This window comes from Gracilibacillus salitolerans (assembly GCF_009650095.1).
GTDB classification, from domain to species: domain Bacteria; phylum Bacillota; class Bacilli; order Bacillales; family Amphibacillaceae; genus Gracilibacillus; species Gracilibacillus salitolerans.
The window spans coordinates 1,597,131-1,619,284 of sequence record NZ_CP045915.1 but is presented as its reverse complement, the minus strand read 5'-3'; the positions used below and the strand labels follow the sequence as shown (position 1 = coordinate 1,619,284).

16 protein-coding genes and 1 pseudogene are annotated in these 22,154 nt (G+C 36.4%); 1 reads left to right on the top strand and 16 read right to left on the bottom strand.

Translation table 11 applies throughout. From position 1 onward, the window contains the following. The 8 genes and pseudogenes from GI584_RS07625 to GI584_RS07590 all read right to left on the bottom strand — a co-directional run bounded on the left by GI584_RS07625 (position 1) and on the right by GI584_RS07590 (position 11,335). Positions 1 to 4,890 carry an immunoglobulin-like domain-containing protein gene (locus GI584_RS07625; protein ID WP_153790838.1) on the bottom strand — a complete coding sequence of 1,630 codons (4,890 nt, stop codon included), beginning with the start codon at positions 4,888 to 4,890 and terminating at the stop codon, positions 1 to 3. 345 nt (positions 4,891 to 5,235) lie between these two features. Next, positions 5,236 to 5,607, bottom strand: coding sequence for a hypothetical protein (locus tag GI584_RS07620; protein ID WP_100361247.1), 372 nt, complete (start codon positions 5,605 to 5,607; stop codon positions 5,236 to 5,238). An 11-nt stretch (positions 5,608 to 5,618) separates the two neighbouring features. After that, the gene (locus GI584_RS07615) at positions 5,619 to 6,134 is read right to left on the bottom strand and encodes an acyl-CoA thioesterase (RefSeq protein ID WP_100361248.1); all 516 of its coding nucleotides are present in this window, start codon (positions 6,132 to 6,134) and stop codon (positions 5,619 to 5,621) included. Between the two features lie 196 nt (positions 6,135 to 6,330). After that, a complete protein-coding gene (locus tag GI584_RS07610) occupies positions 6,331 to 7,221 on the bottom strand; it encodes a LysR family transcriptional regulator (protein WP_153790837.1) in 891 nt (296 codons plus the stop codon). A 112-nt stretch (positions 7,222 to 7,333) separates the two neighbouring features. Next, on the bottom strand, positions 7,334 to 8,677 hold the full coding sequence (locus tag GI584_RS07605) for a GH1 family beta-glucosidase (RefSeq protein WP_153790836.1): 1,344 nt from the start codon (positions 8,675 to 8,677) through the stop codon (positions 7,334 to 7,336). Positions 8,678 to 8,697: 20 nt separating this feature from the next. Continuing rightward, positions 8,698 to 9,654: an acetylxylan esterase gene (locus tag GI584_RS07600; protein WP_153790835.1), complete on the bottom strand. Its 957-nt coding sequence runs from the start codon at positions 9,652 to 9,654 to the stop codon at positions 8,698 to 8,700. A 15-nt stretch (positions 9,655 to 9,669) separates the two neighbouring features. Then, positions 9,670 to 10,622 (bottom strand): annotated as a pseudogene (locus GI584_RS07595) (aldo/keto reductase). Between the two features lie 263 nt (positions 10,623 to 10,885). Further along, complete coding sequence (locus tag GI584_RS07590) at positions 10,886 to 11,335, bottom strand: GNAT family N-acetyltransferase (protein ID WP_153790834.1); 450 nt, start codon at positions 11,333 to 11,335, stop codon at positions 10,886 to 10,888. Positions 11,336 to 11,651: 316 nt separating this feature from the next. Between GI584_RS07590 and GI584_RS07585 the strand changes: the two genes are divergently transcribed. Further along, positions 11,652 to 12,242: a DUF6434 domain-containing protein gene (locus GI584_RS07585; RefSeq protein ID WP_153790833.1), complete on the top strand. Its 591-nt coding sequence runs from the start codon at positions 11,652 to 11,654 to the stop codon at positions 12,240 to 12,242. A gap of 133 nt (positions 12,243 to 12,375) precedes the next feature. Here the strand turns inward: GI584_RS07585 and GI584_RS07580 are convergent, their stop codons facing one another. The 8 genes from GI584_RS07580 to GI584_RS07545 all read right to left on the bottom strand — a co-directional run bounded on the left by GI584_RS07580 (position 12,376) and on the right by GI584_RS07545 (position 22,040). Continuing rightward, complete coding sequence (locus GI584_RS07580) at positions 12,376 to 12,981, bottom strand: SGNH/GDSL hydrolase family protein (RefSeq protein WP_100361254.1); 606 nt, start codon at positions 12,979 to 12,981, stop codon at positions 12,376 to 12,378. An 11-nt stretch (positions 12,982 to 12,992) separates the two neighbouring features. Next, complete coding sequence (locus GI584_RS07575) at positions 12,993 to 13,979, bottom strand: glycoside hydrolase family 113 (RefSeq protein ID WP_194842153.1); 987 nt, start codon at positions 13,977 to 13,979, stop codon at positions 12,993 to 12,995. 11 nt (positions 13,980 to 13,990) lie between these two features. Beyond that, complete coding sequence (locus GI584_RS07570) at positions 13,991 to 16,444, bottom strand: beta-mannosidase (RefSeq protein WP_153790832.1); 2,454 nt, start codon at positions 16,442 to 16,444, stop codon at positions 13,991 to 13,993. A gap of 238 nt (positions 16,445 to 16,682) precedes the next feature. After that, positions 16,683 to 17,612, bottom strand: coding sequence for a glycoside hydrolase family 113 (locus GI584_RS07565; RefSeq protein WP_153790831.1), 930 nt, complete (start codon positions 17,610 to 17,612; stop codon positions 16,683 to 16,685). Between the two features lie 11 nt (positions 17,613 to 17,623). After that, positions 17,624 to 18,454, bottom strand: a complete 831-nt coding sequence (locus tag GI584_RS07560; protein ID WP_153790830.1) for a carbohydrate ABC transporter permease — start codon at positions 18,452 to 18,454, stop codon at positions 17,624 to 17,626. A 1-nt stretch (position 18,455) separates the two neighbouring features. Beyond that, the gene (locus tag GI584_RS07555) at positions 18,456 to 19,328 is read right to left on the bottom strand and encodes a carbohydrate ABC transporter permease (RefSeq protein WP_100361258.1); all 873 of its coding nucleotides are present in this window, start codon (positions 19,326 to 19,328) and stop codon (positions 18,456 to 18,458) included. Between the two features lie 324 nt (positions 19,329 to 19,652). Beyond that, positions 19,653 to 21,014 (bottom strand): ABC transporter substrate-binding protein, encoded by a 1,362-nt coding sequence (locus GI584_RS07550; protein ID WP_153790829.1) that lies wholly within the window; start codon positions 21,012 to 21,014, stop codon positions 19,653 to 19,655. A 429-nt stretch (positions 21,015 to 21,443) separates the two neighbouring features. Beyond that, on the bottom strand, positions 21,444 to 22,040 hold the full coding sequence (locus tag GI584_RS07545; RefSeq protein WP_153790828.1) for a hypothetical protein: 597 nt from the start codon (positions 22,038 to 22,040) through the stop codon (positions 21,444 to 21,446). Positions 22,041 to 22,154 lie beyond the last annotated feature (114 nt).

Genomic DNA, 22,154 nt, shown 5'->3' with positions numbered 1-22,154 from the left:
CTATTCCTCTAATTCACTAGGTACATTTTCGATTAATGCATCATATTCTTCCTGTGTGATTGGTAAAACTGTACCGTGTCGTGGGTGACTAGGTAAATCATAGTCTTCAGCTAATGTCCATTCCCCAGAATCTAAATCTGTTGTTTCAAAAGGTACATAGCCTTGACCGCCAAACTCGTCAATAAATAAGTACCATTTTTCTTCAGTATTGGACTTAAATATTGCTGGTCCTTCCCCTTGGCTAATCGTGCCTTTTCCGATTCCCTCAATAATCATTTCAAAATCCTGATCAAGTACAGAATCTCCTACCTCTTGAAAGATAAATTTACCGTTTGGGGAAGTATCTTCGTTGTATCCCCGCTCATCCTTTGTGAATCGATAAATCTTATCATCATGCTCGACCATTGTTGTATCAATTATTGAGTAACCATAATCCAAGTAAACTTCTGGTTCACTAAAAGTATGGAAGTCTCTGGTTGTCGTATACATCATACGTTGAAAGCTGTCACCAGAGTTTCTGTCTTCTTCACTGTCATATAGTTTGGAGGCCCAAAATACAACATATTTACCAATAGTTTCATCATAAAAGATTTCTGGAGCCCACGTGTTTCCTGCTTCTTCAGGAGCTACCTCAACTAATCGTTGTTCCGACCAATTCACCAGATCAGTAGACTCCCAAACCATAATTGACCTACTTCCTTCTGTTTGCGCTCTATTCCAATCCCAATTACCATGGATCTTTAAATCAGTCGCAATCATGTAAAATTTATCGCCCTCTGGAGAACGAATAATAAATGGATCTCTTAGTCCTTTTTCACCTAAATCTGACGTAATGGCAGGCTCTCCTTCATTAAGCTGTTGCCAGTGAAGAGGATCATTTCCTTCACTCAAGGCAAAATAAATTTGCTCGCCATTTTCAGATCCTTCACCTGTGAAATAACTAAATAAATATCCTTGATAATCCATCGGTTCCGGCATTTCTTTTACATTCGCCACAAATTCTTTAGTTAATTTTTTTCCATTGAGTTCAACTGTCCCTGTTAATGTCACTTCTACGCCACCTTCTCCATGTTCAGGGCGTGTCACTTCACCTGTTGTCGTGATAACCGATGGATCTTCTGACGCCCAAGAGATAGTTGTTTCATGCTCACCTTCCGTTGGTAATGTCAAATTACCACGGACATCATCAATATTATAAACTTGTAACACGTCAACCGCTTCTTTCACTAAATCTTTATCTTTGTTCTTGTCTTTTTTACTTTTATCCTTCTCTTTATTTTTTTCTGTATCTTTATTTTTTTCAGCTGGACTAGCACCTGTTATAATATCGATACCATCCAGCACATAGCTTCCAGCTTTCACTACTATTTTTGCTGAGTGCTTCTGCTTTTTCAGGCCTCGAATATTATAAGAAGTTTGCCTGTCTCCTTTTGCATATATTCGGTAGTCCTCTTCAACCAGCTGATCATCAATATACACATCTATTAACGCATCCGATGTGGCACCAAATAAATTGAACCCACTTCCTTTAAAATCAAAGAGCATCATATGTTCACTTTCTTCGGGTGTACTATAAATATTTACACCTCGATAATCCATATATTGTTCTTTTACTTCATTGTCGCCTAATGAAACCTTTAACGTATGGGCTTTATCTTCTAATCCTCTAACAGAATATCTGATACCGTCAGTGTCTCCATCAAAATCGCCGACACTTTCGCCATCCAACTCCACATGATAACTTGTTTCATTTTCAATACCTGCAAGATAATCAATTCCCGTACCTGTAAAATTGATAAAGATATAAGGATTATCATTAAAGTCAGCCCATGCATTTGTACTATTTGCTCCCCAAGAGTTGCCATTCTCACGGTAAGCATACACCGTATTTTCCTCGCTTCCTATTTCTGAATCATCACCGATTGCAGTTAAGTCATTGGGAGCTAATGTTGTCACAGCATCTAAATCAACAGGATCATCTGTCTCTATTTCAGCTCGGACAAAACTTGTATAAGCTTCTTTTGCAACAACTTTAAGCGTGTGTTCTGTTTCTTCCAGATCTGTTGCTTCCCAAACCTTTTTTACAATGGAACTATTATTCAAATAATTAGCTTCTCCGACAAGTTCACCATCTAGATAAATATCTGCCGTTCCATTTGACGGATTTGCCTCGCCATACAATCTGATAGCATTTCCTTTAAAAGTAATCTCAAAGGAATCACCATCATTTCCCCAAGCATTCCTACTATTGGAACCCCAATCTCCAGAATAATATGCTTTGTGTAATGTGCCTTGCTCACTTGTTGTATCCGTGTGTCCTACGGTTACACCATTCCATACTGGATAATCACTTGAAGCCCTCATTTGTGTACGGTTAAAATGTCCATAACCTGCCTGAATGAATTCCCAGTCTCCTACATATCCAATCGGGTTCCATTGATCATCATTGTTAAATGCTTCTTCTTCTGTCCCATAAATCTTACCTTGGGCATTATCGAGTTTCAATGATTCGTATGCATAACCCTCAATTGGTTCAATTTTCAAATTATCGATAAGCGTCTCGTAATAACCTGAACCTAATGTCACCCTTCCAGCCATTACAGTTGAATCCTCATCCGTGTAAGAAGCAATTTCTTCACCATCAAGATAGAGGGTAAAGATATTTCCTTTTGCTTCAAATGCTAAGTTGTGCCAAACGGTATGATCAAACGCTTCTATTGTTCCTTCTTCTACTACATCACCCAGCTTAAGGATTTCGTACTTTCCATCTGTGTAGATCCGGGCATTATATGGTGCCTGTGAATCAGACCAATCAGCTTTTACTTGACGAACACCAATTAATGCATAATTATCTCTGCCTTCTACTTCAGGAGTATGCGAATCTAATAAAAAGTCATACGATACTTTATAATTCACCCAGCGGAAATCCCCGATATTTGTATTAGGATTAACATTCGCTTCAGCACCGTCTGTTCCACCCCAAACTGCCCAATCTGCTCCGATAATATCTGGTGTAATTTTTTGTTGGAGCATATTGCCATGTTTTTTTGCGTCTGGGATGTCTCGCTCTACTCTTTCAAAGCTTCCGATCGCAGCTGGCTTTGTTGCCTCTTTCACTACCTCAAAAGCACCGATTTGATCTGTAGTATATCTTGGTGTCCCTCCTCGACGTTCTACATAGTCTCTTCCTTCATCATCCTTGCCATAATGATTATATTCAAAATCATCTGTGTATGGTAAAGGCATGATCTTGTCTTCTGATAAATCTATCGGATCTGATTGATATGCAAAATCATCAATCTCCGCTTCTTTATCTAATGTAGAAATGGTCACGATCGAATAAGGTTTAACTTCGACCTCATACGTACCATCTTCCGGTTGAATCGTGTCTATATGTTGAAACCAATTTTCATCATAATCTTGTCCCTCATCAGGTCCACGAGTTTCCCAAACGAAAACTTCTGCATTTTCTTTTCCACTTAAATTTTGGGCGTTAACCGTATAATTTCTTGTTTCTTTGGTATTGTTGGCAAAAATCGTTGAGTAATCGTCAGTTTCCGGATCTTTTAAAGTCATATAGTTATGTGTGCTTGTATCAACATCTACTCCTCCATCAAAGAAGTTTCCATCACTATAGGTTGCATCTTTTATATATTGCCAACGTTCATTTTTTGATGTCATGTGATCATCATACCCAACAAAATTCATCACATGTCTGACACCTTGAAGACCGCCATCCACTTCATAAAAACCTGACCAAGGATCAAACGCACTAATTAAATGTTTCGGATTGTATTGTGCTCCTTGATAGAATGCAGCGACAGATGGTTGGAAATCAAATGACACTGCATTTAATGGCAGATTTCCTGCTCCTTCCCACGAATAGACAGAAATTATCCGGGAAGTAACATCAATAATCCCAGCACGTCCACCTAGTCCATTATAATGAGGTTCCATGTTCTCACGATATCTTGCATTAATCATTGGTGCTATCCCTTCTGAAACCCAAACCTCTTTTGGCTGTTTACCTTCTTCGATTAATTTTTCTTGTAATGCAGCAAACTCATCAGAAGCTGTCAGCCCATAATGAGAGCTAATGACATCGATTTCGTCCATTAAATCAGGATGATCTAGTAAAGTTTGACTGATCGTCGCTGTATCTCGATATCCATCAGCAGCCACTAGTTTAGTATCTTGATAATCTTCTTCATAATTTGGTTCTTCTTTTATTTTTTCAGTAAAATACTCTAACCACTCTACTTCATTTCTACCATTACCATGCTGTGCTCTCTCGTTTTGAGATATTCCGATATAATCTAATTGAAATCCATACTCTTCATATACGGCATCGATGGTTTTTTTATACCACTGGTAGCGATTCTCATATTCTTTGTCAGCAGCGCCATTCCAAGTCCAACGGGGTTCACCCCAACGTAGAATTTCTGTTGTGATATCTTCATTAATAGATTTCGCGTCTGCTGCAAACTGAAAACCTGCTCCTCTTAATATATTGGCGGGTTCATCTTCATAACGCATTGTCGCCGGTTCCGTTCCGGACGATGAATTAATATCTCCACCTAATTCCACTTTAACATGCGTTAATCCTGCTCCAGTCTCTTTATTAAATAATTGATTCATAATTTCCCAGTATTTTTTTGGATGCTCTTCTTTGTAATCGAGTAATAACCGAGATGTATTATTACCTGATACTGTACCAAAGCCTTTAAAGCGATGATGTTCATCGACATCAGTGCCATCGATCGTAATTGGCTTTGTTATTTCTTCTGCTTGCGACTGATTGATTCCAATAATTGCCCCAAGTCCTAACAAAATCAATGTTATAGCTAAAAGTCCGATAAGTTGTTTAAAATGGCTTTTACTAATTAGCATGTTTTCAATCATTCCTCCAAACGTAATAATAATGACAGATTTGTACAAACAATCCACTATACCTTTAACTTTGTACTATCAAGCTGTATATATTGACACCTCCTCCATTAATGGATACGCTTACATTATTTCACACTAGCTTTCTCCTTTTTAAAAAAATATTTACTATTTTTATTGCTAATTTGACATTTTAAATTAAATTTGCAAATCAACTGACATTGTTCACGAGATAATCCCTTTCCTTGCGAGACAAATAAGTATATCTCGTGAAGAGATATACTTTTCTAACGAATAGACTTATCATGCAAAAAAAAACAGACAAACCGAAAGATTTGACTGTTTTTTCTATCTCACAACCATTGGCCCTATTAACATCTCAATTTCTTTACCTAATATTAATTTACAAATATGATCGTAGCTAACTTCTTTATAACTTGCTAACAGTTGCTGTACTTTGTCTAAACCATGTCCTTGTTTTAATTTTGCTAATTCTCGTTTATAAATAGACAATACATAAATATCTTGTACTTCCGGTAAAAAATCACTTGGATCTTCATCCATGACTACACATCCCAAATATTGAAAACTGTATTGTAACTGACGTGTCAGTTTTATAATGTTCTTGAATTGTTCAAATTGATCCGGATGTTCTTCTTTTAACTTTTCAATCGCAATTTGAACATCTTGTAAATTCTGTTTACTTGCTGAAATAAGCATAATTCCTCTCCTTAATCCCATGGTTTTTCTAATGATATATTAGAAATTAACTCTTTATTTTGTTGTCTCTTTAAATCTCTAATCTTCACACGTTCACTGCTTGTTTCATATAGATACTTCTCTTCATCTGTTTCCGGTTTTACTTTTGGAACTCGTACTGGCTTTCTGTCTTGTCCGATAGCAACAAATGTAAAGAATGCAGTAGCCGCAAAACGTCTCTCTCCTGTATCTAAATCCTCGGCAATTACCTTACAGAAAATTTCCATTGAACTTGTACCTGTATATGTCACGAAAGACTCGATACAAACAGAATCTGACTGACGAATAGGAGCAATAAAATGAACAGAATCTGTTGAAGCCGTTACGCACTCTTTAATTCGTGAATGTCTTCTTGCCGATAGTGTCGCACATCCGTCCATTTTTTTCATTAACACGCCACCAAAAAGTGAATGATAATTATTTAAATCGTTGATCAAAACTTGGTCAGTTTGGACAACGCGTGTTTCTCTCATTTTCTTTGTTTCCATATTGTCACCCCTGTACTTTTCTCTTATTTCCTCCCGTACTACTAAATTATAATTCCCGAGAGCGGGTAAAGTACAATTCCAATCTATTATGCTCAAGATAACAAAAATGTATGTAAACGGTTAGAAATTAAATTCATCATAATTAAATTTATACTAGCTGATAGTATAAAAAATAACCTGCCCAACATGGACAGATTCAATTCTCTTTTTGCTGCATTAGTTTCTCTTTCGTAAAAGCAATAAATTGTTTATTAATTTGTGATAGATGGGGGTCTTTTTTCCAAATAAACGCAAGATTCCAAGGGATAGTCGGGTTTACAATGGGGATTCTAATAATATTCTTCGAGAATGTTTGACTTGTACTATCTGGTAAAAGCGTAACACCTAAATTCGTTGCTACCATTTCCTCTAAAAAGTCGATTTGTGATGTTTCGGAAACAATCTTCGGTTCAAAGCCAGCTTTCTTACATGCCTGGATTATAATATTCCTTGATTCAAAATCCTGATTAAACATAATAAATGATTCATCTTTTAAATCTTGTACTTGTATTTGTTTTTGATTCGCTAATGCATGCTGATTAGATACCACCAGATTTAAATTATCTTCTACAAAGGTATAGTAGTCTGCTGTCAAATGATCATTCAGTACGACTACACCACAATTCAGTTTCCCATCCAACACCTTATCTTCAATTATTTTTGATCCATTTTCCTCCAAATGAAAAGTAACACCTGGATAACGTTGATGAAAATCAGTAATTAACTGAGAAAAAAAGAAGGAATTAACGACAGTTGGTAAGCCAATCCGTACATGACCAGTTTTTAATGTTCGTATTTGGTCGATTTCCTGCTCCATTTCTGTTATTTGATCTGCAATTTTTGTTGCATGCTTATGTAGTACTTTCCCTGCATCTGTAAGTGTAATTTTCTTTCTTGAACGGTGAAATAAAGCAACACCTAGGTCACTTTCCAATGTTTTAACAATTCGACTAAGTGCCGGCTGAGTAATGTATAGGTTTTCTGCTGCTTGGGTGAAATTTTCTGTTTTAATTACTTCTAAAAAATATTGTAGGTGCTTGATATCCAAGCTGGATCCTCCTCTGATGATTTATACATAAATATTATCATATCTTGCAAAGTAATATTGGATTATTTACCTTATTAAAAAAGGACTCCCTAAAAAGGAAGCCCTTAATTATTTAATTCTCAAACCAATTATTTGCAATGGTTTGCTTGTACCAATAAAAACTATCTTTCTTTGTACGTTCTAATGTGCGGTAGTTAACGTGTACAATACCGAAACGCATTGTATAACCTTCCGCCCATTCGAAGTTATCCATGAGTGACCAGGTGATATATCCTTTCACATTCACACCTGATGCAATAGCTCGACTTAGTGCTGTTAAATGTTGTTGCAAATAATTGATACGTCCAGAATCTTTTACACTACCATTCTCTGGTTCATCGTTATAACAAGAACCGTTTTCCGTAATATAAATTGGAATATCACCATAACTATCCTTAACACGCATCAAGACGTTATAAAATCCTTCAGGGAATATTGGCCAACCGATATCAGTACGATCATAGTTCATTTCAACCATTTCCCAATCTAGTAATCCTTCATTCTCTTTATAACGGGCAATATGGCCAGTGTAATAGTTAATACCGAGGAAATCTACTGGTTGATTAATGGTTTCCATATCGCCATCCTGGATGTCTAATTCCACACCCTTTTTCTTAAACCATTCGACCATGAAGTCTGGATAGCTTCCTTTAAATACCGGATCCATAAACCATTCAATATACCAGCCAATTTCACGGTTACATGCATCGATATCTTCTTGACGATTACTATAAGGCTCTAGCCATGTTGTATTTGGAGCAAAACCAATTTCTCCACCTACTCCAAGCTCACGGAATTTCTGTACTGTTTTACCATGAGTAACAAGTAAATGATGTGAAATTTGCGTTGCTAATTGAAGGTCTTGATTACCTGGTGCATGAACACCAATATAGTTTGACAAAAAGGAGATACACCATGGCTCATTTAATGTTAGCCATTTGTTGATTTTACCGGAAAACTCTTTAAACATTAATTCCGCATAATCTACAAATGCATCAATCGTTTCACGGTTAGCCCAACCACCTTTATCCTGCAATGCTTGTGGCAGGTCCCAGTGATACAGCGTACACATCGGTTCAATACCATTTTCTAATAGTTTATCAACTAAACGATGATAATAGTCTAACCCTTCTTGATTCACTTCACCTGTACCATTAGGAAAAATTCTAGGCCATGCTACCGAAAAACGATAAACATCAATGCCAAGGTCTTTCATCAATTCTACATCTTCTTCATAACGATGATAACTGTCACAAGCTACATCTCCATTATCCCCGTTTACGACATTGCCAGGTGTTTTCGAAAACGTATCCCAAATCGAAACACCTCGACCACCTTCATTAGTAGCACCTTCGATTTGATAAGATGCTGTAGCAGTTCCCCATTTCATATCTTTCGGAAATTGAATAATTGCCATTGATAAACCCCTCCAAATATCTATAATCTAGTTAAAAATTGTTGAAAAGCTTGATCTGCATGATGTGGCAGATGTTCATGCCCATATTCATGATAAAGTGCCATATGTTTTTCAGAACGAATTTTGTTATATGCTGCAAACTGTGTAGACGGTGGGCAAATGTGATCTCTCATGGCCGTTACCCAATGTACAGATGCTTGAATTCGATTTGTTAAATGCTGAATATCAATATATCCTAATTTCGTAAAGATTTCTTGATGCCGCTGATGCGTCGGATCAAAGCACCGAAAGAAATAAGCGATTTCCTCATACGCACTGTTTTGAATATCCATATTCCATACTCTCTCATAATCAGATAGAAAAGGATAGACCGTATATAAATGTTTAACAGTCGGCTCGAGTGCTGCACAAGCAGTAGCCAATGCCCCACCCTGTGATTGGCCGTAGACACCGATGCGATTTTCGTCTACTCCTTCTATCGATTGTAAGATTCTAACGGTTTGTACGGTATCAAGAAATACGTTTCGATAATACAGTTGGTCAGGATTGCTATCTTCTAATCCTCTAATAATATGACCTCTTAATGTAGGGCCTTTTGTTTTTAACGTATCTTCTGATAAACCTCCCTGGCCTCGACAATCTAATGCCAAGACTGTGATTCCTTGAGCGGCAAAAGCAAGTTTATCAAGCCAATCGCCACTATCCACTGAGTAACCGTGAAATATAGCGATTGCTTGACCTGTTGGATTCTTAGGCTTAACCAATTTAGCGTGAACCCGTGCTCCACCAGTCCCTGTAAAATATAACTGATAGCAGTTTGCAAAATGAGGCGTGATATCCGATTCCTCTAAATCGTATGCTAATGAATATTGTTCTAATTCATCTAAAGCTCGTTTCCAATAATTATCAAAATCATCAGGTTTCGGATTGGTGCCATGATAGTTTGCTAACTTCTCGAGCGGCATATCTACATGCATCGGGTGTCCCCCTCTTTAACCTAGTATTCTCTCTAACTCTTGTAACTCTTCCTCTGTAAATGATAGATTTTTTACTGTTTTGATTTTTTCCATGAGTTGCTCGACATTTCGAACACCTATTAATGCCGAAGAAACCGATTTCCTTCTTAACACCCAAGCAAGCGCCAATTGAGGAACAGATTGACCTCTATTATCTGCAATTTCTTTTAATTGCTGTACTTTGGCTATTCGATCGGGGGTAATCTGATCACTAGAAATCGAGTCCACATTTTGAGCAATTCGGGAATCTTCTGGGATTCCATCTTGATATTTTGTACTTAATAGCCCTTGAAATAATGGCTGATAAACAATCGTTCCAAGACCTTTTTCTTCTAATAAAGGAAACAATTGCTCCTCCGGTTCTCTTAAAAACATCGAATATTGGCTTGGTGCGCAACAAAAGGCGTTTGGTATTGCTTGAATAAAGCAATGGTCTTCTCCATAATGTCAGCTGGATAATTAGAAACACCGGCATATAATGCTTTACCTTGTTTTACAGCTGTGTCTAATGCCGAAACTGTTTCCTCTAACGGTGTGTCAGGATCATAGCGGTGAGAATAGTAAATATCCACATATTCTATTCCTAATCTATGTAAGCTCTGATCCAGGCTCGCTAACATATATTTTCGCGAACCACCATCCCCATAAGGTCCAGGCCACATATCATAACCAACTTTAGTCGAGATAATCATTTCATCACGATAAGATGGTAACTCTTTATGTAAAATTTGGCCGAATAATGTTTCAGCACTTCCATTTGGCTCACCATAATTGTTTGCTAAATCAAAATGAGTAATACCATTATCAAAAGCAGTTAAAAGAATTTCTTTTGCTTGTTCATATGGAGTGTCTTCACCAAAATTACGATACAAACCCAATGATATGGCCGGAAGTAATAAGCCACTGTCACCACAACGATTGTAAATCATTTGTCGATATCTTTCTTGGTTAGCTATGTATGGCATAAACGCCCTCCTCTAATTAAGGATACCGGTTTCATTATACCACACACGAAAGTTATCGTTAACTTAATTGACCTAGAAAAGTCAGTTAAGTTAATTATTGTACAATTATCTGAAAATTGCAATCGTTTTTTTATTTAGAATGATAAATTACATTTGCAAAAAAGAGCAATTCCCTCGTCAGAAAAGCTTGTTCTTCTTAAACTAGTACTACCCCTTCAAGAAGAAAATCATAATTTCTTTTCAAAGAAGGTTATGGATAATTGTTCATTTATTGTGACTTCATTTATATTTTGGAACCCATTCTTTTTATAAAAATTAACTGCTGGAGTATTTTTAGAACCTGTCGCTACTTTTACTGCTTTAACATTGGAATTTCTTTCAAGGAAATTTAAAAGTGTCTGCGCGATTCCTTTTCTAAAGTGGTTTGGATGTACGATTAACCTATGAATGTCAACTTTATCATCCTCCAACTTTATGGAGATTGCTCCACATAGTTCTTCATTTAAGTAATATCCAAAAAAAGTTTCTCCGCATTGTTGCAAAGTATCCACTGTATCTTTTAATGGTGGTATTTCATAAGAACCAATTATCTTAGCTTCCATCTCATAAGCAGGTATTTGTATGGTTAAAACACTTTCGGCATTTTTTCTATTAGTAATATCTATTTTTTTAATCAAAGTAACCCCTCATTCATTACTAATTTTTGCACATTTCGCAATTTATTCAATAGAGGGTTGAGTATACCTACCTCAGCTATTGTCTCTATCGACATTCCACAATTTGTGCTCTACAGGCTATTTCTATAGATGACATTTATTGTTGACTGGTGTTTTATTTTTATTTCTCATATATATATATATTTTAGTACGATCGTACAAACAATCCAAACAAAAATCCAATTATATTTTTAATTGTAAAGATTGTCTTTCGGTAATTTTTTGATTTTTAGGAACGTTCTATAATGTATCTATAGAAATTTTGGAGGTGTTGTGAATGAGACCTAACCTGTCGAAGGATATTAGCATTCAGAGTTTCAAAGATTTTTATTGGTTGAAAGTTGAGTTACAAACATTTTGCAGGGAAAACGGGATTAGTACTTCTGGCTCAAAAGTAGAAATTTCCGATAGAGTGGAATCATTTCTTCGGACAGGAGAAATAAAAAAACCTATTAAAACATCAAAATTAAGCAGACAAATAGAAACACCTATAGATTTAAGCCTTGATACAGTCATTACAGAAAATCATCGTTGTAGCCAAGATGTGAGAGCTTTTTTTAAGACATTAATTCCGAAATTTCATTTTTCTACCTATATTCAAAACTACTTTAAAAATAACGTAGGAAAATCGTATCGAGATGTTGTAGATGCTTGGTATGAGGAGGAAGAACGCAAGAAAGACCCTACATATAAGAAAAAGATTGCACCTCAATTTGAATACAATCAATTCATTCGTGACTTTTTTGCTGACCCGAACAATCAAGGAAAAAGCCGTAAAGAAGCAATTGAAGCCTGGAGTAAGATTAAAAAAATTCCTGGTAGCAACAAATACGAACCTACTAACTTCACAAACAGAGATATCCTATAGTGTTTTGACTTTTGACCTAGCCTCATTTTTTGCTGGCTTTGTATAAACGAATCAAAAAGTAATCCATTTTGGAACACAATTAATTAATGATTTGTACTCCAAAATGGAACTACATTCTCTTAGCACATATTCGTTATTTTACAGCTTCTATCCACGTTTTTGCCATCAGCATATTCCCTGCACTGTTCATATGAACACCATCAGTTGTTAGTGCGTATCCACTGTTTTTTTCTAAATAACGGACAAAGACTTTATGTGTTGGAACTAATGTTGCATTGTATTCACTAGCTAGTTGTTGGACAATTTCTACATACTCTTTAAGCAATTTATTTCCTTCTGAATTTAAACTCTCTTCGATAATAGTTGGCTCCATTAATATCAATTGAGATGATTTTACCTGCTCTAACAGATGAAGATAAATTGCTTCAAACACTTCTGGTGAAACTTGTTCCATTTCTGGATGATCTAACTGGCGCCAAACATCATTAATCCCAATCGATATCGACACAACGTCAGGTGCTAAGTCGATAACATCCTGTTGCCAACGTTCTTTTAGATTGATAATCCGGTCACCACCAACACCCTTGTTATAGACCTCAAACTTCTGCTTAGGTGCGGTTACACGTAAATAATCATGAAGAAGTCGTACATAACCAGTACCAATTTCCTCTGGATCCTCATGTCTTCCCCATTCCGTTATACTGTCACCAATAAAAACAATTCGCTTTCCTAGTTCCATTACCATACTCCTTACGGTTTTTTACTAATGAGTGTTTTTTCTTTTTTGTACCATGTCTTAACAATCTGCTCTGCTTTTTTACCGTAAATATCAAAATCGAGATCTTTTTTTGCATCTTCTAAAGGATAAATTTTAGTTTTCCAGTCCCACCAGAAGAATCCAGCGAACCACGGTTTATCCCAAAATACGTGAAACACAGACTCATAAAAGTTTGCTTGTTCATCTTCGTTAAAAGGTAATTGAGTATGTTCAAAATCCCAGGGCATGGTCGCACAACCTAATGCACTGCGACAGCCAATTTCCATAAAAATGATCTGCTTGTTGTATTGTTGAGAGAGCCTCTCTAACTTAACACTGATTTGCTCCCACTTTTTCACCATGTTTTGTACCGAATCACCTGGCTTTTCGGCTACTGGATAATAAGCACTTGTACCGATAAAATCAACGGCATCAAACCATTCCACACCTTCTTCTTTTCCATGATTCGCATTATATATGATCGGTCCTTTATATAGACACCGAACCTGTTCAATCACAAGTCGCCATCTGTCTATCTGAGATTCTGTATTAATCATTTCACAGCCAATACAGAACATCTCACAATCAAGCTCTTCTGCTAGTTCCGCATAATGTAATAAGAAATTGGTATAGGAATTGAACCATTGTGCCCAATCATTCTCGGCTTCATCCGGAAACCCAATGCGTGCTCTCCATATACCATCACGACAGTTCACAACAGGTTTCAAACAAACTTTTAAACCTAATGATTTAGCCTGTTTTACTGCAAAAATAATGTCACGATCTGTCATGGTATGTCCATAATCAAACTGAATATCTGTTGAATGATACGTATCTTGCAACGCAAAGAATGATAAGGCAATCCATTCACTGCCTGTTTCTTTTAATTTTTTTAATGATTCAACAGCTGCTTCTGTACGGTAGGCTCCTCTTGTCGTATTCCAGCCATAAGTCATACCTTTTACGAAAATTTCCTGCATCTTACTCATCCTCAATGTGTAATATGATAAACACTTCTTACGTTAAGTGTTTTTTCTATGTCCGCCTTTGTAAGAGACTGTGTTAGACTTTTTTTATCTATTGTCACGATTTTTGGCTCATTCGCTGATAAATCAAAGAAATTATCTGATAATACGACATCTTGCTTTAATTGAATTTCTACGTATTTTGTGTAGGATGTCGCACTTACGCTTATCATAAATTGTTCGTCACTTTCTTTGACCGTAACATCCAATTGTGGATTCAAAAATTCAAAATGTTTTGGTTTTGCAAAAATAACCGTTGTACTGCTATATGCTTGCCCATCGATATATAGAGTTGCTTCTAAATACGTTTGGTACTTCGTTTCATCGTTAATTACATCTGTAAAATCTAAATACTGGCAAGCTTTTGCTGATAAAGCTTCTACATCGATATCCAGGCCGCCTTCATGAATGATATTGGACTGATTATCACGCAATTTCCATTCAATTTGACCAGTAATCGTTTCTAAATGATCATTGGTAACATAAATGGAAGCATCTCTATCTCCTTCTTCTATTGATAGAAGGATAGGATCATAGAATTTTTTGGCGTAATAGTGTAATGCTTTCCAACGACCATAGTAATCGACACTTGACCATGAAGCTACTGGCCAGCAATCATTTAATTGCCAATAAAGCGATCCCATACATCTTCCAAGGTTACGTCTCCAATGCTCTACACCGTATTTAATCGCTTCCGCTTGTAACAGCTGAGAAGTGTACAGTAATGCATCAAAGTTTTTCGGATAGAGAAAGTTTTCAGACAGATAGTAGAGAATCATACCATTTGCGTCGTCATTTTTCTGGTGTTTCTCCATTACTCGCGAAAATATATTGCGATCTTCCGGTTTAGTAAAACTTTCAATCGTCTTCATTGACGGGAATGACTGGAATCCAAATTCAGAACAGAAACGGAAATAATAGTTACGGTAGTCTGTAAATGGTTTTTGACCGTGCCACACTTCCCAATAATGTACATCACCAATATTTGGATCGCGTGGTGCATCAAAGCCGCCACCCGATGATGGTGATGAGGACCAATAGAAGGTTTCTGGATCATATTCGGCGACAATTTCAGGTAAAATAATTTCGAATAATTTGATATAATCACGGCGCCAATCCGCCTTCTTAGGCCAACCCCAATGCTCCATCGCTTCCTCGACTTCATTATTTCCACACCAGATTCCAAGACTAGCATGATGACGAATCCGTTTAATTTGATCGATTGCTTCTTGCCGTACATTTTGTTCAAACTGATCTGTTAAACGATAGACACTGCACGCATACATAAAATCTTGCCAAACAATAATGCCGTACCTGTCACATAAATCATAGAAGTAGTCTTCTGGGTAATGTCCACCGCCCCAGACACGGATCATATTAAAATTGGCTGCAACCGAATCTTGTATAAGACGCTCTGTTCGCTCATTCGATGTTCTCGGTAACAAGTTATCTTCAGGAATATAGTTGGCACCTTTCATAAAGATCGGATAACCATTAATAATAAATTCGAATGATTTTCCCCACTCATCTGGTTCATGCTTCACTTCAATAGTTCTTAGTCCAATACTTTTGGTCAGACTATCGATTTGCTTGCCATCTTTCTTTAATGAAACTTCCACTGTATAAAGAGACTGCTCACCATATCCGGCAGGCCACCATAGTTGTGGATTTTCGATTTCAAATAAAAATGGTTCTGTTTGTTGTCTATGAACAACATCCTGAATGATTGTTTTACCATCAGGACTTTTCAACAATACTGTGGTCTCGCTTTTATCAGCTTCCTTTTCTACTGTTACATTCACCATTACTTGGACTTGATTGCTATCATGAATTTGCTGGATTTGAATATCCTCTAATCGATTGTCATTCCACGCTTTTAATTCTACATCTCGCCATAAACCTAAGTCAGGTATTTTCGGACCCCAATCCCAGCCATACATACTGTGTGCTTTCCGAATATGCTGATAGCCATCAACAGCATGATGAACACCCTCTAAACGATCATTTGTTTGTTTTTCTTCAATGTATTTTAGTGGAGAGAATAGCATTACACTGATCACATTTTCTCCCTCTATCAAATATGGTTTCACATCCCATTCGTAGATCCGGTGCATATTTTCTGTTGTGGCTAACTTATGGTCATTTAATGAAATTTCAGCAATAGTATCGATACCATGAAAAGTAATCATGATTTCTTCATATGCAAGTAATGACTGATCTACTTCAAAGTTTTTATAGAAAAGATAATCTTTTTTCGCAATTTCCAATGCCTGATCTTCATTATCCCGGTAGAAAGGATCCTCTATTTCACTGGCATCTAATAAAGCATTCATCACAGATGCAGGCAATTTGACATCAAATTCTTTTTCTGTCTGTACATCTTTCATTGTCCAATTGTTATTAAAATTAACCTTTAGCATAATACACCCCACTCAATTTAGAATTCTATATAAGAGGTTGTTCAAAAATTCACCAAATGATAAGCGGCGAATCTCTTCGTTGGCTTATTTCTCCGTTGCTCACGTATCAAAAAGCATACGTTCCGCTACTCGAAATTGCACCTCCTCGACCTTCTTGCTTCTAATTTGGCAACTTTTTGAACACGTACTATAGGAGAAGTCGTACTATCTGATAGCAGACAGAACGACTTCCGTTGTTTTACCTTGTTTGATAGAAATCTTTGATGACCTTTTCTGCAGTTTTTCCGAATACGGCATAATCAGAGTCTTGATCTGCTTCAGATTCTGGATAGAGAATTGCTTTCCAGTCCCAAAGCCCAAAACCTCTTACCCAATCACGGTTTGCTGTTTTTTCAAACATATCTTGATAAAAGGCTTTTTGTTCCTCTTGATTTATTTCGCCTTCCATTCCCCAGTCATTCGGAACCTGTGCTGAACCTGTTCTGCTTGGACAACCTGCTTCTGCAAAGAAAAACGGTTTATTAAAAGGCTTGATAATTTTTTCAATTCGATCTAATTGATTATCCCAATCGCCTAACGGATAATAACCACTGGATGAAATAACGTCTACTTCATCCCACCATGCTACATTTGCTTCCTGGTATTTATCCGTGTTATACGTGATTAAACCTGAATATGCTTCACGGACATCTTTTACTAACTTGCGCCATTCTGATTCACGACGCTCTGTTTGCACCATTTCACAGCCAACAATAAACATTTCAGCCTCTTTTTCTTCGGCTATCTTGGCATAATGTAATTGATATTCTGTATAACTTTTAAACCAATCTCTCCATTTCGGTTCACATGGTACGTCTATATCAAAGAAGTTGATATGTGCTCGCCAAATCCCATCAGCAGGGTTGACGGTAGGTTTGATCATTACCTTTAAATCTATACTTCGCGCATAGTCAATCATATCTATTAGTTCTTCATCTGTTACGATATGTTCACCTTTATAGACAACATCTGTAGAAAAGGCTGTTTCTTGTGTCGCAGCTAAAGCAAAAATAACATAATTACTTGCTGTTCTTTCTTTCATTAATTGTAAAGATTCTTTTGCTTCTGGTTTGGTAAAATCTCCACGTTTAGCTCCCCAGCCAAACGTGAACCCCTTAATATACTCCATAGTTACCTCCGTTATTTTACTGATCCTGATGTTAAACCATTATATATATGTTTTTGCAAGGAAATAAATGCAATAAATGTTGGAATAATCGCAAGCATAATCCCTGCACAAATAACTTCCCATTCTGACCCGTATGGCCCTTGGAATTTAAATAGTGCTGTTGAGATAACATGCAAATCTGTTTTCGGCATGTATAAGAATGGTGTATAGAAATCGTTATAAACGAAAATACCTCTTACAATAATGACCGTAACAATTGCTGGTTTTAATAACGGTAAAATAATTTTCGTGTAAATCGTAAAATAAGATGCACCATCTAACATTGCTGATTCATCCAATGAAACCGAAATCGAATTCATAAATTGCAGAAAAATATAGATAGCAATAATGTCGGTACCTAAGTAAAGCACGATCGCTGCCCACATTGTATTAAATAAACCAAGTCCATTTACGATTTGGAATGTTGCTACTTGTGTTGTTACCCCAGGTATTAACGTTGCAAGTAAGAACGCCCCTAAAATTAATTTACTACCTCTAAACTTGAATCGATTGAGAACAAAGGCAACCATAGAGCCAATTAGTGTAGTCCCAATGATCGAGATAACAAGTATTATGACGGTATTTTTAAAGCCATTTAGCATGTTCCCTTCTACAAAGGCACGTTTAAAGTTATCGAAATTCGTCCAGTCACTTGGAGGAGTTAATGGACCTGTTGTTGTATATTCTGCACCTGTCTTAAATGAGGCAAAAAATACAACTAAAATGGGTAGAAGAGCAACAATTACTCCTAAAATTAATGAACCATACTTTAAAATGCTTCCCGCCGCATATTTCGCTTTCATCTTAATCCTCCTCCGAAAAGAATCGTTTTTGTAAGACCGTTACAATAATAACGATAAACAAGAGAATAACTGCCATCGCTGATGCTAGACCAATTTTCCCATATTTAAATGCTGTGTCTACTGTTTGAATAACAAATGTCGCACTACCATTTGCACCACCAGTCATAATATATGGAATTTCAAATGCACTTAAAGCACCACTAATTGCTAATACAAGGTTTAATGAAATAATGATACGGATACTTGGCATAATAATGTAGCGGAATTGTTGCCAACGGTTTGCACCATCAATTTCAGCTGCTTCATAAATTTCCCCAGAGATGGATGATATCGCACCTAAGAAAATAATGAAGTTAAAGCCCATGTATCTCCAAATAGATGTACCAGCTAAAGAAATATTGATTATATCCGGATTACCGAGCCAATGCATTGTCAACTCTCCAAGGCCAATCATTTGTAGCACGGTGTCCAAGGCACCATCAGGTCGGAAGAAAAATAAAAACATAAACCCAATTGCTACCCCATTAAGTAAGTACGGGAAGAAAATAACACCTTTAAAAAAGTTTTTTAATCGAACTTTAAAGCTTAAAATCGTTGCAAAATATAGTGCAATTCCCATTTGCAGGAATGTTGCAAAGAAATAGTACAAGCTGACCCCGAATACTCGGAAATACTCTGGATCTGTAAATACAGTGATATAATTTTCCAAGCCTACAAATTCTTTATCACTATAACCATTCCAGTCTGTAACACTGTACCAGAACATATTGGCAACAGGTAAAAAGGAAAATGTAGCAAGTAATGTAAGTGGCACAATTAAAAAGGATACAATAATAATGATTCGTTGTGTTCTATATGATAATTTGGAAAACATCTGATTGTCGCACCTCCTGGTAAAAACTAAATGAAACTGGAAGTTGCTTGCACTTCCAACATTTCATTTAATTTTCACTTTTCTCTCTATTATTCTATTATTTGTAAGGAGACTTTCTGTAATCTATCATTTTCACAGTGAACGAACGTCCGCAAGATCCCCACTTCAAACACTTAGGAGAACCACAGAAAGTATAGGTGAGGAAAACGGACGCTCATACCCTGAAAAGTTTCGCTAACCAACATTGGAGTTAAAGTCCCAACCGTTGATAGTTTTACTTTATGGCAGTAAAGGAAATTCATCGTGATTAAATTACACTTCGATTTATTCTTCGTTCACAATCTTTTCGTGAGCAGCAGCCCAATCTTCATTCCACTTGTTCATTAAATCATCGAATGAGTCGTCACGGTTACCAATGGCTGCTTCAATTAAAATTTGTTTGCGAGGTTCTAACCAAAGACCAACTTCAGATTCTTTATCAATTTCATCTAACAAGCCTTTTTTACCTTCTGGAGAAGGTGTTAACATCGAGAATTCCCATCCTTGTTCTTCACCAGCTGCTAAAGCTTCTGGTAATGGAACATCTTTAGATGCACTAATACCACCAGCTTGTTCGACAGAATATCCTGATTCATGAATAAACCAATCAACCCAAGCAAAAGCTGCTTCTTTGTTTTCACTATGTTGATTAATAGAAATATTCAAATCAGCACCCAATGAGAAGATGGTAGATTCTGCATCAGTCGGATATGGCATAATGGCAATGTCATCTGCATTTTCTCCAGCACCTTGAACTTGTTCAAGAGCCCAAGAACCTAATACCATTGCTGCAATTTCGCCATTGTTCATTCTTACTTTTGAAGATTCCCAATCAGTTGTTAACGGATCTTCTTCAATCAAACCTTGTTTAGCTAGATCATACATTAATTTATAGTGTTCATAGTGTGGATCGCCTTCATCAAATGGCGTCGGTTCGTCTAGCATGTCCACATTGTAGTAATCAGCATCTCCAGCAGTTGTCGTTACAGCACCTTCCCATTGTGTTAACGGCCAACCATCTGCATAGTTCGTATAAAGTGGAACTGCATCTGTGTTTTCTTTAATTTTTTGCATGGCATCCATAAACTCTTCTTGAGTAGCTGGAATTCCTTCCACACCAGCTTCTTCAAATACGGCTTTGTTATAAATAACACCTGTGTAAGTTACGGCAATTGGAATACCATAAACCGTATTATCAACCGCACGTTCTTCTACACCTAAATAATGTTCTTCCATTTCATCTAATTTACCCATCGGCTCAAAGAAGTTTGGAATATCTGCAATTGGTACTTCTACTGGTAAGTATTGTACATCACCGTAGTCTTGTGTGTTCATACGTGGCATGATTTCTCCACCGTAATCTGTTAGTGCTTCAAACTCTACATTTACATTCGGATATTTTTCATTGAATTGATCTTTATAATCTTGGTAGACAGAATCTACAATATCCGTTCTGTGTGTGATGACAGTAAGGTCTCCTTCAATTTCTCCTGGATCTTTATCTTTCCAGTTTTCATAAAGTGGTGCATCAGAACCTGTGTCTTCACCATTGTCATTGCTAGTATCTTCACTATCTGATGAGCATCCTGCAATGACCCCTAATACGATTAACATACTTGCAAAAAACACTAATAATTTTTTACTCATGTTTTTTGACCCCTTCCTTATTCATCATTAAGTTAACGTTAAGTTAACAATAACTTAATAATAACTTGAAAACGTTTGCCGGTCAACACTTTTTTTAGAATTTTTTATAAGTATTTTATGGTTTATACGCAACTTAAAAAATCTTCAACGGTTATACCACCTTTAAAAGATGCTAATTTTTATACAAAGTGAGACTTCCCTAGTGGGGGGGGTTGTCCCCATTGAGGGTTAGCGAAACTTATCAGGGACTTAGCTCCTTTGATTTACTTAAACCTTGAAACGGGGTTTACGGACGATTAGCATCGTGTTAAACGTAGATAGTATTGATTAATTTAGCGTTAAAGTTATAAAAGAATCATAAAAAATCCCTTGAGAAGTACTCCCAAGGGCAAGCTCTTCCATTTATTGAATTTTTGATGTTAAGATCTCTTACTTTTCTAAAAAGGGAGGTGAAAATTTGATAAAACTAGTGGTTATACCACAACCGTATATACAAGGAGCAAGTGCGATAAACGCAACAAGATTCCAGGTGAACAAAAAATATAAAATCGCTAAAATAAATAATATATATAAAGATCTTAGCGGATATTTTATGGAAGAAACGAAGGCTAATGCCAACAAGTTCTTCCAATCTTTTATACCGTTCATCAGGTAATACATTACAAAAGTAAAGTTAGCAACAAACAAAATCATGAGATAAATAATTAGAATAATAAACGCTAAACTAAATGGATGATCGGATCTATTAGTAAAAAATAAGGCAGTGTAACTCAGAATAATAAACATAATACTAAAAAAGGATACAAATCGATACGAATCATACCCTTGATAATTTTTCTTGAATAACTCACCGATATCTTCTGGGTTTTCTTTTATTAAAAATTGCTCACTCGTTTGAAGCAATGATGCCGTTGCTGGTATAAAACTATATATAACGATCCCTTTTAGCAGGTACAACCAATAATAAAAACTAATTAAAAATAGTTTATAGCAAAACTGAAATACTTTTTGAATGGAACCACTCATCCATCATCACCCTTTTACTTCATATTGACAGACAAAAACCAAGGCAAGTCCACCTTGGTTTTTGTTTATCACGGTGCTAATCGTCCGTAAAACCTCTAGTGTTGGAAGTCTTAC